Origin of the sequence: Legionella sp. 39-23 (assembly GCF_001897665.1) — a bacterium.
GTDB classification, from domain to species: Bacteria; Pseudomonadota; Gammaproteobacteria; order Legionellales; family Legionellaceae; genus Legionella; species Legionella steelei.
The window spans coordinates 241,005-255,447 of the sequence record NZ_MKTO01000038.1 but is presented as its reverse complement, the minus strand read 5'-3'; the positions used below and the strand labels follow the sequence as shown (position 1 = coordinate 255,447).

Sequence of the window (14,443 nt, the reverse complement as noted above, 5' to 3'; positions counted from 1 at the left end):
CTATCAACATAGGATTTTTATTGATTCAGTTGTTCTGAAACTTGATATTATGTTTTATTTGTATTCTGATATAATGAGCAAGGTTAAATTTCCGGTGACATTATGTTAACTCCTGATGGGCATTGTGCTAATAAAATTGAAAAAGTAATGTTGTTGGCCTTATGGGCAAATACGTTAAGGGATGAAATTCAAGCACAAGGTTTATCCGCAACGAAAAAACTAATCTTTGCCGGTCTTGGAAAGCCAACTTATCCCATTAATTCACATACGATTGCCTCTTATCTTTCCTATTGGCAAAGATTAGATGGTTTAATCAAAAAATGGCAAATGGATCCTGATCAGATTGAAGAGGATATTGCCATTGATTATGGCGATCCTCGCGGTGATTATGCGCCACGGAAATTAATGGCGGATATTATGTCTCACTGGTATACGGCAGAAATTAACCCAGAAAACATATTATTTACGGTGGGTGGAATCGGTGCCTTGCGGGTGCTGTTTGAGACCTTTAATACTCATTATGAAGATGTTCCAGGATATCGAATTATCACCCCTTTTCCTTATTACAGTGTGTATTCAAACAATCCATCACATTGTTTGCATCCTATTCATGTCATGGATGCACCAGGATACAAACTTACTGCGCAAGCAGTTGCAGAGAGCATTAAAGAGGCTTATGCATTAGCTGAAATGGACCATGGTTGGCCAAAAGCGATATTAATTTGTAATCCATCAAATCCTCTAGGAAACATTATTGATGCCGGTGAGTTAAGTAAAATTGCCGATGTTTTGCGCCAGTATCCGGATTTGTACATCATTTTTGATGAAGCGTATACCGAGATGAGTTTTGCGGAGATGCCTTCTTTTTTAAGAATTGCCCCAGATTTGCAAGAACGAGTGATCATCTTACGCTCGGCGACTAAGGCTTTATCCGCTGCCGGTGAGCGTATGGCAGTACTTTTAGTATTTGAATCAAGCTTGATGAATGAAATGCTCAATAAAAACATCAGCTACTTCATCCATGCGCCACGTTCAGCACAAGCAGCCTATGCCGAAACGATGGCGAATTTTAGGGATGAGGAAAAAAAGAGTATTGCGGCATTTTATAAGAAGAAGGTCGATTATGTCGTTGAGCGCTTAAAAGCCATGGGCGCTGCTATGCCGGATCCCCTCTATCATATAGAGGCCACTTTTTATGTTCTTGCCGATTTTAGCGATATGTTCGGTCTGCCTTTGCCTAAAGAGGTTGCACGAGTATTACAGAAAACGGGTATGGTCAAAACGGATGAGGAGTTGGCTTATTATCTTTTGTTCCAAGACAATTTGATGATTACCCCTTTGTCTTATTTTGGGCTGTCGAAGCATGATGGTTTTATGCGCATTACGTGCAGTGGTCAAGAACATGAATTGCACGATTTGATGGACAGATTGGAGGGAAGGTTATTTGCGTCAAGAAAAAATAAAAAAAGTGTCCTTCTAGAAAAAATTAATCATAGGCTGCCGGAATTAAAAAAAATAGATGCCCATATGTTTGAGCTTATTTGGCAAAAACTGCGAGCGGTGGACGCGGAAGAAGATACGTGTTTGAATTTAAAATCGAGGAACCAAGCATTAAGAAAAATTTATGACACCGTTATCGATTTTTTTGAAATCATGAAAGAAGAAGTTTATTAACCTGGGATTTCGTAAGTGGTGGAAAAGCTATAAACGTAACAACTAGTTGTTACGTCTGATCTGCCGAAAGGCCATCATTGTAATTAATGGACGTGTTATGAAATTGATTAAACAGTTATATGTTCAGGTTATTGTTGGAATTGTTATTGGTATCATCCTGGGCGTTGTTGCTCCAACCTTAGCGGTTTCTTTTAAACCCTTTGCTGATTTATTTATAAAGCTAATAAAAATGATGATAACTCCCATCATTTTTTTAACACTTGTTTCAGGCATTGCTGCCATGAGTGACTTAAAGGCAGTGGGTAGGATTGGCGGTACAGCACTGATTTATTTTTTGATAACAACTGTTTGTGCCTTAACTTTAGGGTTGATTGTTGCGAATATATGCCAGCCGGGCCGAGGGATGAATATTGACCCGTCGTCTTTAAATATATCAGAGGCCCGTTCATACCTTGGTAAAGCAGAACAGATAGATAATGTTCCAGACTTTGTACTAAATATTGTTCCTGAAACATTTTTTAGTGCATTTGTGCATGGAGACATTTTGCAGGTATTGTTTGTTGCAATAGTCTTTGCATTAGGCTTAATGTCTTATGGCAATAAAGGAAAATTTATCTTAGAAGGTTGCGAGCATTTGGCAATAATATTTTTTAAGATAATTCATGCGATGATGTATTATGCGCCTATGGCTGCGTTTGCTGCTATGGCCTATACAGTGGGTCAATATGGCGCTCATTCTTTACTTGGATTAACTACCTTATTGATTTGTTTTTATTTAACTTGCATTGTATTTGTTGTAATTATTTTGGGCAGCGTACTTTATTTTTATTTAGGTTTAAATATATTTAAAGTGATCTATTATTTTAGAACGGAGATTTTTATTGTTTTTGCAACATCATCTTCTGAAACAGTCATGCCAAACTTACTGGAAAAATTAGCGGAATTAGGATGTAATAAATCTGTGGCAGATTTGGTAATCCCAACTGGTTACTCTTTTAATTTAGATGGAACGGCAATTTATCTTACTCTTGCTGCTTTATTTATTGCTCAGGCAACCAATTCTGATTTAACCCTCCATCAGCAAATCTTTTTATTAATTATTATGATTATCAGTTCAAAAGGCGCTGCTGGTGTTACAGGCAGTGGTTTTATTATATTAGCCAGTTCTTTAGCTGCTGTAGGTACTATTCCTGTTGCGGGCGTGGTTATCATTCTTGGAGTAGACCGTTTTATGTCTTCTGGGCGTTCTTTAACCAATATGATTGGTAACGCTATTGCTGCATTGATTATTTCAAAATGGCAAAAATCGATTGATATGAAGAGAGTGCACGAAAAGTTGGCATTGAAAAACAAGGCGATGTAGATACGCCATCCTGAACAAAGTGCAGGCTTTCCTTCGTCCTATCCTTCTCAGGATGAGTGGCTTTAAGGTTCCTGGCCTACTACAAAAGAAATGAACTGGTGCATAAATTAGTATATGCGAAACCCTGGTAGCGTTCCGCATATCTAGCAGAAGATTAATTCTTGATAAATTGATTAATCGTTAGGGTTAATCGCTTAACTAACTCATCAATCTCATCTTCGGTAATAATCAATGGTGGTAAAAGACGTACCACGGTCTCTGCAGTCACGTTAAATAATATGCCGTTGGCAAGTCCCAATAAACGCGCATCGGTCGCAGGTCGATCTAATTCAATACCAATCATATAACCCTTGCCACGGATCCCTTTTACACCTGGATGTTCGCCAAGATTTTTGATTAATTTTTCCATTAAAAGGGCACTGTTTCTTGTGACCTTCTCACAAATTTTATCGCGCTCTATGACGTCCAAGACAGTTAAAGCTGTAGCGCAAGCCAGGGGATTACCGCCAAAAGTCGAACCATGATTCCCTGGTTTAAATAAATCTTTTGCTCTTTTACTCATCAGACACGCGCCTATAGGGACGCCATTACCCAAGCCTTTAGCTGTAGTAACAACATCTGGTTGAATGTCATAGTGCATGTAGGTAAACAGTTTTCCGGTGCGGCCATTTCCTGTTTGGATCTCATCCAAAATCAGCATCCAATCGTGTTGTTCGCATAGCTTTGCCAGAGCACGCAGATAACCTTCTTCCGCAGCATAAATTCCCCCTTCGCCCTGAATGGGTTCAAGCATTACGGCAACAACATCTTCTCTATTTGCGGCAATCGTATGAATGGCATCTAGATCATTAAAAGGAGCACGAATAAAGCCGGGTACCAAGGGTTCAAAACCTGCTTGTACTTTACGGCTTCCCGAAGCAGTTAACGTTGCCATAGTGCGGCCATGGAATGCTCGCTCCATAACGATAATAGAAGGAGTTTCTATTCCTTTCTTATGACCAAAAAGGCGAGTCAATTTAATGGCTGCTTCATTCGCTTCAGCGCCTGAATTAGCAAAAAAAACTTGTTCCATCCCCGTCATAGATAGTAATTTTTCGGCAAGTAATTCTTGCTGTTTGATATGAAACGTGTTGGATGTATGAATGAGTTTAGCTGCTTGTTGCTGTATGGTTTGTGTCACATCGGGATGGGCGTGTCCTAACCCGCAAACTGCTATCCCGCTTAAGCCATCAAGATAAGCCTTTCCTTGTTCGTCATACAACCAAACACCTTCTCCATGGGTAAAAGTTATTGGCATAGGATTGTAACTCGTAATTAAAGCCATAGTATTTTCCTTAAAACTGAAGGATTGATCCCAACTCAAAAATTGTCTCTCCCGTTTCTGGGAGAGAGCGTGTGATGGTCACATTATAGTCATAACTTTCTTTTCTAGGCTATATGCAGGAAAGGCTTCCTCAGTAAAAAGAAATGCTTATTTCAAATTACTGGCTACGAAATCCCAATTGACTAATTTCCAAAATGCGGAAACGTAATCAGGGCGTGCATTACGATAGTCGATATAATAAGCATGTTCCCATACATCGCAAGTCAATAATGCCGTGACGCCTTCAGTCATTGGCGTACCCGCATTGCTGGTGCTGATTATTTTTAAAGCACCGCTACCATCTTGAACAAGCCAGGCCCAGCCGGAGCCAAACGTAGTAATTGCAGTTTGTGTAAATTGATTTTTAAATTCATCAAATGAACCAAAGTGCTTATTAATTGCTTCGCCTAATTTACCTTTGGGTTCGCCACCACCATTGGGACTGAGGCAATGCCAATAAAAGGTGTGATTCCAAACTTGGGCCGCATTATTAAATATTCCACCTTTGGCTTCTTTGATGATCTCTTCCAGGCTCATGGATTCAAATTCGGTTCCAGGAATTAGTTTATTCAAATTAGTCACGTAGGCTTGATGATGTTTGCCATAATGATACTCAAGGGTTTCACTGGAAATGTGTGGCTCTAACGCATTCTTAGCGTATGGTAATTCAGGCAATGTAAATGTCATCCTAATCTCCTATTATTTTATTCTGCGGGTAAGTGTAGCAGGAAGGACATGATATTCAATGAAGATTATCTATAATACTAAAAAAAGCGGCGTAGCTATCTGACTCTTCGATTTGTGGTAATCAGCGTAATTGGCATATGACATCCACAAGAATTTCTTGATTATTATTAGCTCAAATGGGGCATTAGTTGGCTTTTTGCTTCGGATCTGTTAATCTATTGGGCTAAAAATTTATTGGTTGCGGGCTTTACAGCTTTTCGCGATAATGAGCGTAATTAACTCTCTTAATTTAAGGTGTGCGCGTGGATACTCTAGAAAAAATTAAAAAGCAAATTGCAGAAAATGCCATCCTGCTTTATATGAAAGGCTCGCCGAAGATGCCACAATGTGGATTTTCTGCGCGTGCAGTGCAATGCATTGAATCGTGCGGCGTAGACTTCGCCTATGTCGATATTCTGGCTAATCCTGACATTCGCCAAACATTGCCCCAGTATTCTGATTGGCCCACGTTCCCACAACTTTATGTGAAGGGTGAGTTAATCGGTGGTTCTGATATCATTGCTGAGTTATTCCAACAAGGTGAATTAGAAACCATGTTGCGCGATGCGATTGCTGCATAATATTGATAAATAATAACTATAATGATGGAGATCATAGAATGAGTGTATTAGTGGGACGAAAAGCCCCTGATTTTACCGTAGCTGCTGTAATGCCTAACGGTGAGATTATGGATAAATTTAATTTACACGAGCATTTAAAAGGTAAGTATGGTCTCGTGTTCTTTTATCCTCTTGATTTTACTTTTGTGTGCCCTTCTGAATTGATTGCTTTAGATCATCGAATTGATGAGTTCAAGCGTCGTAATGTTGAAGTGGTTGCTGTTTCTATTGACTCACACTTTACTCATAATGCATACAGAAATACTCCAGTGAATAAGGGTGGTATAGGCCCCGTTCGCTTTACTATGGCTGCAGATATGACTCATAGTATTTGTCAGTCTTATGGTGTTGAGCATCCTGCTGCAGGTGTTGCATTCCGAGGTGCATTCATTATCGATACTAATGGTGTTGTTCGCTCACAAATCGTTAATGATTTGCCGATTGGTCGTAACATGGATGAAATTATAAGAATCATTGATGCGGTACAGCACTTTGAAGAAAATGGCGAAGTGTGCCCTGCTGGCTGGGAAAAAGGTAAAGCGGGCATGAAGGCATCCACTGAAGGTGTGGCTGCTTATTTGGCCGAACATTCTGAAACATTGTAAGATTATAGTGTAGGGTGACCTTTGGAGGCTACCCTACATCCCCATTCTAATCTAAAGCATTTTGATTTTTTTTATCTACTTCTTGTACCACTTTCCACTTGTTCGCCATGTGACAAAATAAATCGGCGGTTACTTCTGCATCATAAATAGCCGAATGTGCTTCCTGAGCATTAAATTGAATTCCTGCCGCCTGTACCGCTTTGGCTAATACTGTTTGCCCATAAATGAATCCGCCTAATGTTGCTGTATCAAAGCAAGTAAATGCATGAAATGGGGATTTAACGCCAGTTCTTTTTATGGCTTCCTTGATAAACAGCAAATCAAACCATGCATTATGGCCGACCAAAACAGCGCGTTGGCATTGAGTTTTTTTAAGCGCAGTAAAAATAGGTTTAAATAGATTTTCTAAAGCAGTTTTTTCATCTATAGCAAAACGTAACGGTTGGTAGGGATCAATTTGATTAAACTCTAGAGACTTTTGATCCAGTTCGGCACCAGGAAAAGGTAAAATATGTTCAAAATAGCGCTCACCACGGTGCAGATTACCTTGTTTGTCCATAAAAACTAGTACGATACACATTTCTAGCAATGCATTTTTGGATGGATCTACCCCTGCAGTTTCTACGTCAACAACCACAGGTAAAAAACCACGAAACCGTTCTTTTAAATTCATATTAGGTAAACTATCGTGCGAGCCCATGAACGCTCCATTGTATGGTTTCACCTGCAGCAATTGGGACTACTTGGCCTGTGCCAAACGGTAGATAGTCAGGTATTGTTTGCGGGGATTTAATTAATTCGAGGTGTTGCTGATTGATGGGTAATTGATAGAACTCAGCGCCAAAGCGACTGAGAAAATGATTAAGATGTTTTAACTGTCCTAATTCATCAAATACATGTGCATATAAAGCAAGTGCATATGGCGCCGAATAAATTCCAGCACAGCCGCATGCATTTTCTTTTGTATTGACACTATGTGGCGCACTGTCTGTTCCAGCAAAAAACTTAGGGTTGCCACTGCAGGCAGCATTTTGCAATGCTTTTTGATCATTTTCATGTTTCAAAATAGGTAAGCAGTAATAATGTGGTCTAAGTCCACCAACAAGCAATTTATTGCGATTATATAATAAATGATGTGGTGTAATGGTTGCTGCAACAGTTGCTGGCGCTTCGCTCACATATTCGACAGCCGCTTGGGTTGATATATGCTCAAGGACGATATGCAGTTTGGGAAAGTTCGCTACAATTGGTTTTAAATATTCATCAATAAATAAAGATTCACGTTCAAAAATATCACTATGGGTCACTTCTCCATGAATTTGGAGTACTAACTCATTAGTCTGTAAGGCCTCAAAAAGGGGATAAAGATCCTTAAGTGATTTTGCACCTGCTTCAGAATTAGTTGTTGCTCCTGCAGGGTAAAGTTTTGCACCAAGTATATAAGAAACTTGTGCTGCTTGATGTAATTCTTCGGCATGCACTGAATCATTTAGATAAAAAGTCATATAAGGTTCAAAATCACTTCCTTTAGGGAGGGCGTTTAAGATCCTATTTCGATACTCATTAATTGAAGATAATGTAGTTAGAGCGGGTTTAAGATTTGGCATAACTAACGCACGTGCAAAGTGTTGCGCACAGTCTGCTACTGTGTGTTGTAACATCTCATTATCACGAAGATGGACATGCCAATCATCAGGACGATTAATTATTAGTGTTTGCATAGTAAAGATTCCTGCGTTCTTGCCGATAACTAAGGATATCATGAAATAAGCCACAGGAATGAGTAAAAGATGGCATTTGTGAATCACAAAGGACAATTTCTAACATGTATCGCATTGAGTACTCTGCTGACAATAAGCACAGCATATACGATGACTCAAGTGCAATTTGCAAATCCCTTAGGGGCAAAGGGATGGCGAGTAAGCCGCAATCCAATTCGCTGCGGGTTGTCACTTACTATTCCTAATTACGGCATCGCATATTTTGAACAATATGCAGCCAAACCGCCGCATTTTATTTTACGAACCTGGAATGAGGTGCAACGATATTTACCCACTAAAATTATTATAAAATCACCGATGTGGAAACCGGAATCCCCTTCATTTCTAGTTGGTCAATCAATGGTTAAACCAGGCGAATATGGTCTTTATTTGAGACGAGATGCTACATTAAGGTTACTTACTTTTTTAATGCAGGGTTACGAACCAAATTTCAGTTACCGTGCTGAAACCGGTTTTAGCACAACGGTTGCTTTGTCACCTGTTGGATTCCAGAAACCTTATTCTCGCTATCAGGAATGTATTGGCAATTTACTACCGTTTGATTATCAACAAATAAGAAAGAGCGTGTTCCATTATGAAGAAGATGACAGAGAGTTAACTGATGAAGATAAGGAACAATTACGCCGTATTGCTCAGTATGTGGACGCGGATCCCCAAATACAAGCAATAAAAGTCATTGGTTATGCTGATGCAAATGGACGTAAGGGTTATAACAACGCAATATCTGAAGACCGGGCCAAGATTGTTAAAAAATATCTGTTAAAGCTTGGCGTACCTAAAGAAAAACTCCATGTGACTTGGGTTGGTGAGCTTTATCCAATCGCGAGAAATGATACAGATGAAGGTCGAGCAGCAAATCGTCGCGTTGTGATCACGTTAATAAAAAAATAGACCTGATAATTCAGTCATAAATTAATAGACCATTTAATTAAAAAAAATGGTTGCAACTTATAATATATTCACTATATTAATTAGCCTTAGGATTGCATTCTAAGGCTAAGCTTTATTGACAATGGGATACAGCGGATTGTTTTTAGCAAGGGGTCTAAAGTATCGCCATGCTGCGCAAAAAAAATATCCAATGAACAAAAAAGGCATATCTCATTGAAAAATATTAATTTTTTTAATAAATCTTCTTGACTTATTCCATTCCACTGCTAATACTCACACTGTTGCATGCATCGACCTGAAGCGACGAAGGCATGCTAATGACAACTCCTAGTAGAGAGTTATCAATGAAACAGAAAATAATAATAATTTATGCGGAGACATAAGCATGTTAAGTTTAAAGAAAACTACTTTAGCTATTTTAGCTTTGGGCAGCAGTTCATTATTCGCAGGTACTATGGGTCCAGTTTGCACCCCAGGTAATGTTACGGTTCCATGTCCAAGTACTGGATGGAACGTTGGTGGGCAAGCTCTTGTTTTACAAGTAATGACCGACAACAATGTTTCTTTAGATTTGGATACTACTCCAACTGGTGCCTCAATTAGCACTGATTTGTCTGCTCAATGGGACTGGGGCTTCCAAATTGAAGGTTCTTACCACTTCAACACTGGTAATGACATCACTTTAACCTGGTATCACTTGGATACTGGCTGGAATAACCACGAGTTTACTCCAGAATTCGCTCCTGAGTTAGAAATCGGTTTTGGTCACAAAAACAGATGGGATGCAGTTAACGGTGAATTAGGTCAATTCGTTGACTTCAGCGCTAACAAGAAAATCCGTTTCCACGGTGGTTTCCAATTCGCTAGCATCAAGAGAAGTGTTCATGCATTTGCTGCTGATGTTGATGGCGATGTTGATGATGTTCTTGTTGGTTTCGAAGGTAATACTCAATACAACGGATTTGGTCCACGCACTGGTATCGACATGAACTATGTATTCGGTAACGGTTTTGGTATTTATGCTAAAGCAGCTACTGCAATATTAGTTGGTACATCTAAGCACGGATTTGATTTCGATACATTTGATCCTGCAACTGGTGCACAAACATTTGATTTCGAAGTGAATGGAAACAGAACTGCGATTGTTCCTGAACTGGAAGCTAAGTTAGGTGCCAGCTATGATTACGCAATGGCACAAGGCGACCTGATTCTTGACGCTGGTTATATGTGGTTTAACTACTTCCATGCGTTAAATACAACCGTGTTGCCTGTTACAGCTACTGACTTTGGTGCCGCTGGTCCTTATTTCGGCCTGAAGTATATAGGAAACGTTTAATTCGCTATCGTTTTAATAAATTTAATCAATACTGTTGACTTTATGAAGGTCCGGTTAGATAATTGAGCAAGGTACGCTCTCGGTATAGAGCGAATATGCGTACCGTTGCTAACAATTTAAAATTGGTAACGAACGGAAATAATAATAAAAAGTGGAGATAAGCATGTTAAATTTGAAAAAAACAGCGTTAGCTGTTCTTGCTTTAGGTAGCAGTGCAGTATTCGCTGGTACTATGGGCCCAGTTTGCACCCCAGGTAATGTTACTGTCCCATGTCCAAGTACTGCATGGAATGTTGGCGGACAAGCTCTTGTTTTACAGGTAATGACCGATAACAATGTTTCTTTAAATTTGGACGTTACTCCAACTGGTGCTTCTATTGACACTGATTTGTCTGCTCAATGGGACTGGGGCTTCCAAATTGAAGGTTCTTACCACTTCAACACTGGTAATGACATCACTTTAACCTGGTATCACTTGGATACTGGCTGGAATAACCACGAGTTTACTCCAGAATTCGCTCCTGAGTTAGAAATCGGTTTTGGTCACAAAAACAGATGGGATGCAGTTAACGGTGAATTAGGTCAATTCGTTGACTTCAGCGCTAACAAGAAAATCCGTTTCCACGGTGGTTTCCAATTCGCTAGCATCAAGAGAAGTGTTCATGCATTTGCTGCTGATGTTGATGGCGATGTTGATGATGTTCTTGTTGGTTTCGAAGGTAATACTCAATACAACGGATTTGGTCCACGCACTGGTATCGACATGAACTATGTATTCGGTAACGGTTTTGGTATTTATGCTAAAGCAGCTACTGCAATATTAGTTGGTACATCTAAGCACGGATACGATTTCGATACATTTGATCCTGCAACTGGTGCACAAACATTTGATTTCGACGTTTCTGGAAGCAGAACTTCGATCGTTCCTGAACTGGAAGCTAAATTAGGTGCTAACTACACTTATGCAATGGCTCAAGGTGATTTAACTCTGGATGCTGGTTACATGTGGTTCAACTACTTCCATGCTTTAAACACAACTGTATTACCAGTTACTGCAACTGACTTCGGTGCTGCTGGTCCTTACTTCGGTCTGAAGTATGTTGGAAACGTTTAATTTCTTAATTGATTAAGATCTTATAAAAGCCCGTCATTAATGATGGGCTTTTTTTTTCTAATGGAGTATTCATGTTTAAGAAAGCAACTATAACTGTATTAGGGTTGGTAGCCGGTGTAGCGACTGCTGGTAGTATGGGACCAGCGTGTACCCCTGGTAATGTTACTGTACCATGCATAACAAATCTTTGGGATTTTAGTGGGCAAGCACTTTATTTAAGATCAATTTTTGGTCCTAACAAATCTGTAGAAGCTGGTACATTTCCTTTAAATCAAGAGATAAAAAGTGACTGGAATTGGGGATATCGTTTAGAAGGTTCTTATCATTTTAATACAGGAAATGATATAACGATTAATTGGATGCATTTTAGTACTTCCACAGATCCAACAGAGCTTGCAGGAATTCTCACTATACCTGCAGTAGGGCTACCAGCAATCCCAGCTCCATTTGAATTAGTTAGCCGCAATAGAATAGACCAAGTAAATGCCGTTATGGGACAGCACGTAGATCTCAGCATGAGAGATAAGATGCGCTTTTATGCTGGTCTGCAATATGCGAACATTCAATCAACATCTACAAACTATTATATAACTGAGGAAATTCCTTTTATTGCAAGCAACCCGTTTTCTAAATTTGACAATACTGATTATAAAGGTTTTGGACCAGTTGTAGGAATTGATTACGCTTTCTCTATTACGAACGCACTCAGCTTAACCGCAAACGGAGCAGGCTCCATCCTCATTGGTACGAATAAGTATCATGCCGGTTTTGTTGTATCACCGACCGAAGCTATTGTTGAGCAAGTGTTCTACCGTAAAAAAGGCATTGTTCCAAGCTTAGAAGCAAAACTTGGTGCGAATTATGCCCTTTCTACTCCTATAGGTGTTGCAAATATTCAAGCGGGATATCAGGTAGTAAATTACTTTAACGTATTACTAGAACAACCATTCCCCAATTTAGCAGGCCCAGTGCGTCCAACTGATTATGGAGTATTTGGTCCCTATTTTGGCTTGAAGTTAGTTGGTAACGCATAAAATAGTTCCGTCATCTCACCTAGAGAATTTCTTAATTGAAACCCATACATACGCTATGGGTTTTTTTTATACAAATCATTAAGTTGCAAAATTTAAGCATATTTGTGAAAAATAAGCTAGCCACTCCCTGTTTAGCGAGATATAATTTTCTGCCCTACCGAGGTGGAAGTAAAAATAATGAACAGGAGTACCGCATGCAGTATAAAAAAATCATATTGGCTCTAGTCTGTTTATCATCGCCACTCTATGCGGAACATGATCAACAGTTACAACGACAAATAGCTCGTTTACAAAAACAAGCAGAACAATTACAAACGCAATTAAATGCCTTACAAAAAGAACTTGTTACCAGTAAAGTCAGTCATTCAACTAAGACGACGAAAGTGGAAAACAAAAAACGAGTACATGCTCCCCATAAAAAGCGTGGGAAAAAACATGAGCACCAGCAAACTGAACAAGATAAAATGGTTAAATACCATTCATCAACAATTTCAGTACACACGCCTAAAGAACACCCAGAAACAATAGGATTTTATCCAACTGCCCTAGTAGCAGAAGACCGTGTGGTTACCTACATTGCAGGAACGCCGGTAGTCGCTTCTCCCTATTTGGGTGATAGACCGGCATTTGATGGCTCTGATTATATTGTGAATATTTCGAGTATTAATCGGGACATTCGTTTGATGCAACAACGTCGAAAATTATATAGGGCCTATAAAAATATGGGGTATCCAATCCCTGACAGGCCAATCATTGCACTTAGTGGTAAAGCAGAACCTGTAGGCATGATTAATAGTAATTATGTTGGGGGAACGAATGTTGATTTAACCCTAGGTTCAAGTGAGCTCGATGTTGCTGCAGCATTAAACCAAAACGTTGAAGCTTATATTGCAATAGCCTACGATGCCAGTCCACCCGAAGTTGGACCAAGAATTAATAATTCAGCATTTAACTTGAATATGGGCTTTGTTAACATTGGTAATCTGGATAAAACGCCATTTTATTTTACTGCCGGACAACTATATGTGCCCTTTGGACGATATTCCAGCTCCATGATCAGTTCACCAGTAACTTTGGATATGGCGCGCACGAAAACACGTCCTTTTATTTTAGGTTATAAATCTCAAGATGAGACTGGTCCATTTATCTCTACATATATCTATCGAAGTGATACTACATTAGGAAGAGCGGGTGTTGGAGGGGTGAACGCGGGATACTCCTATGCATTTGACGAAATTCGCGGTGAAGTAGGCGCAAGCTATATCAGCTCGATAAATGATGCAGCTGGAATGCAAAGTACTGCTGCAAATCCAGGAACTTTTGGTGGGTTTGGTTCCTTACTTAACGGAAACGAGTCAGTACGCAAGACCCAAGCTGTAGATGTTTATGGCAATCTGGGATATGACCGATTTAACTTTGCCGCAGAATGGGTGGGCGCTATTGAAGCATTTAGGGCTCAAGATTTAAGTTTTAATGGTCGTGGTGCACAACCGCAAGCATTACAGACTGAAATTGATGTGACATTTAAAGCATTCAACAGACCTTCATCTATAGGTGTGGGCTATCAATGGACAAAAGATGCGCTTGCTTTAAATTTACCTGAACAACGTTTTATTGGTGTATTTAATATTTCCATTTGGAAAGATACCGTAGAAAGCATCGAATATCGACACGAAATCGATTATGGACCAAACCAATTTGCTAATGGTGCAGCGCCTGCAGGGGTTATAAACGCTCCGACATTGGGAACAGGTGGTACTTCGGATACGGTTTCTGCACAGATTGGGGTCTATTTCTAAAAAATCTATTCTTGAAACGCATGTAACCTGGGATACATTTTTCGCCCAGGTTACCCATAGACCTCCAAGGTCTAAGGCAGTCTGCCGCAGTTCAAATGGCAATAAAGCACATAAACTGTGCTATCTTTTATCATATA

The 14,443-nt window shown here is 39.6% G+C and carries 13 protein-coding genes; 9 read left to right on the top strand and 4 right to left on the bottom strand.

Going from position 1 to position 14,443, the window contains the following annotated elements; translation table 11 throughout:
- The first annotated feature begins 102 nt into the window (after window positions 1–102).
- Window positions 103–1,674: a pyridoxal phosphate-dependent aminotransferase gene (locus BGO44_RS15015; protein ID WP_273198686.1), complete on the top strand. Its 1,572-nt coding sequence runs from the start codon at window positions 103–105 to the stop codon at window positions 1,672–1,674.
- Window positions 1,675–1,771: 97 nt separating this feature from the next.
- Window positions 1,772–3,037: a C4-dicarboxylate transporter DctA gene (gene dctA / locus BGO44_RS15010; protein ID WP_273198687.1), complete on the top strand. Its 1,266-nt coding sequence runs from the start codon at window positions 1,772–1,774 to the stop codon at window positions 3,035–3,037.
- A 154-nt stretch (window positions 3,038–3,191) separates the two neighbouring features.
- Here dctA and BGO44_RS15005 read toward each other — a convergent pair whose 3' ends face one another.
- Window positions 3,192–4,361, bottom strand: coding sequence for an aspartate aminotransferase family protein (locus BGO44_RS15005; protein WP_058511443.1), 1,170 nt, complete (start codon window positions 4,359–4,361; stop codon window positions 3,192–3,194).
- Between the two features lie 147 nt (window positions 4,362–4,508).
- Window positions 4,509–5,087 (bottom strand): superoxide dismutase [Fe], encoded by a 579-nt coding sequence (gene sodB, locus BGO44_RS15000; protein ID WP_058511444.1) that lies wholly within the window; start codon window positions 5,085–5,087, stop codon window positions 4,509–4,511.
- Between the two features lie 302 nt (window positions 5,088–5,389).
- Here sodB and grxD point away from each other — a divergent pair, with 302 nt between their 5' ends.
- Together grxD and BGO44_RS14990 are read left to right on the top strand one after the other, a co-directional pair.
- Window positions 5,390–5,707, top strand: coding sequence for a Grx4 family monothiol glutaredoxin (grxD, locus tag BGO44_RS14995; protein ID WP_058511445.1), 318 nt, complete (start codon window positions 5,390–5,392; stop codon window positions 5,705–5,707).
- Between the two features lie 38 nt (window positions 5,708–5,745).
- Window positions 5,746–6,351, top strand: coding sequence for a peroxiredoxin (locus tag BGO44_RS14990; RefSeq protein ID WP_058511446.1), 606 nt, complete (start codon window positions 5,746–5,748; stop codon window positions 6,349–6,351).
- Window positions 6,352–6,397: 46 nt separating this feature from the next.
- On the opposite strand, the gene rnt is transcribed toward BGO44_RS14990, so the two are convergent.
- Both rnt and pyrC read right to left on the bottom strand, forming a co-directional pair.
- Window positions 6,398–7,051 (bottom strand): ribonuclease T, encoded by a 654-nt coding sequence (gene rnt / locus BGO44_RS14985; RefSeq protein WP_058511447.1) that lies wholly within the window; start codon window positions 7,049–7,051, stop codon window positions 6,398–6,400.
- Window positions 7,035–8,072, bottom strand: coding sequence for a dihydroorotase (gene pyrC, locus BGO44_RS14980; protein WP_058511448.1), 1,038 nt, complete (start codon window positions 8,070–8,072; stop codon window positions 7,035–7,037). Before pyrC ends, rnt begins: the two co-directional genes overlap by 17 nt.
- A 69-nt stretch (window positions 8,073–8,141) precedes the next feature.
- On the opposite strand from pyrC, the gene BGO44_RS14975 reads away from it, so the two are divergent.
- The 5 genes from BGO44_RS14975 to BGO44_RS14955 all read left to right on the top strand — a co-directional run bounded on the left by BGO44_RS14975 (window position 8,142) and on the right by BGO44_RS14955 (window position 14,306).
- A complete protein-coding gene (locus tag BGO44_RS14975; protein WP_058511449.1) occupies window positions 8,142–9,023 on the top strand; it encodes a flagellar protein MotY in 882 nt (293 codons plus the stop codon).
- A 385-nt stretch (window positions 9,024–9,408) separates the two neighbouring features.
- Window positions 9,409–10,359, top strand: coding sequence for an Lpg1974 family pore-forming outer membrane protein (locus BGO44_RS14970; protein ID WP_286823181.1), 951 nt, complete (start codon window positions 9,409–9,411; stop codon window positions 10,357–10,359).
- 163 nt (window positions 10,360–10,522) lie between these two features.
- Window positions 10,523–11,473: an Lpg1974 family pore-forming outer membrane protein gene (locus BGO44_RS14965; RefSeq protein ID WP_058511451.1), complete on the top strand. Its 951-nt coding sequence runs from the start codon at window positions 10,523–10,525 to the stop codon at window positions 11,471–11,473.
- A gap of 71 nt (window positions 11,474–11,544) precedes the next feature.
- Window positions 11,545–12,507, top strand: a complete 963-nt coding sequence (locus BGO44_RS14960; RefSeq protein ID WP_058511452.1) for an Lpg1974 family pore-forming outer membrane protein — start codon at window positions 11,545–11,547, stop codon at window positions 12,505–12,507.
- Window positions 12,508–12,701: 194 nt separating this feature from the next.
- On the top strand, window positions 12,702–14,306 hold the full coding sequence (locus BGO44_RS14955) for an LbtU family siderophore porin (RefSeq protein WP_058511453.1): 1,605 nt from the start codon (window positions 12,702–12,704) through the stop codon (window positions 14,304–14,306).
- The last annotated feature ends 137 nt before the right edge of the window (window positions 14,307–14,443 follow it).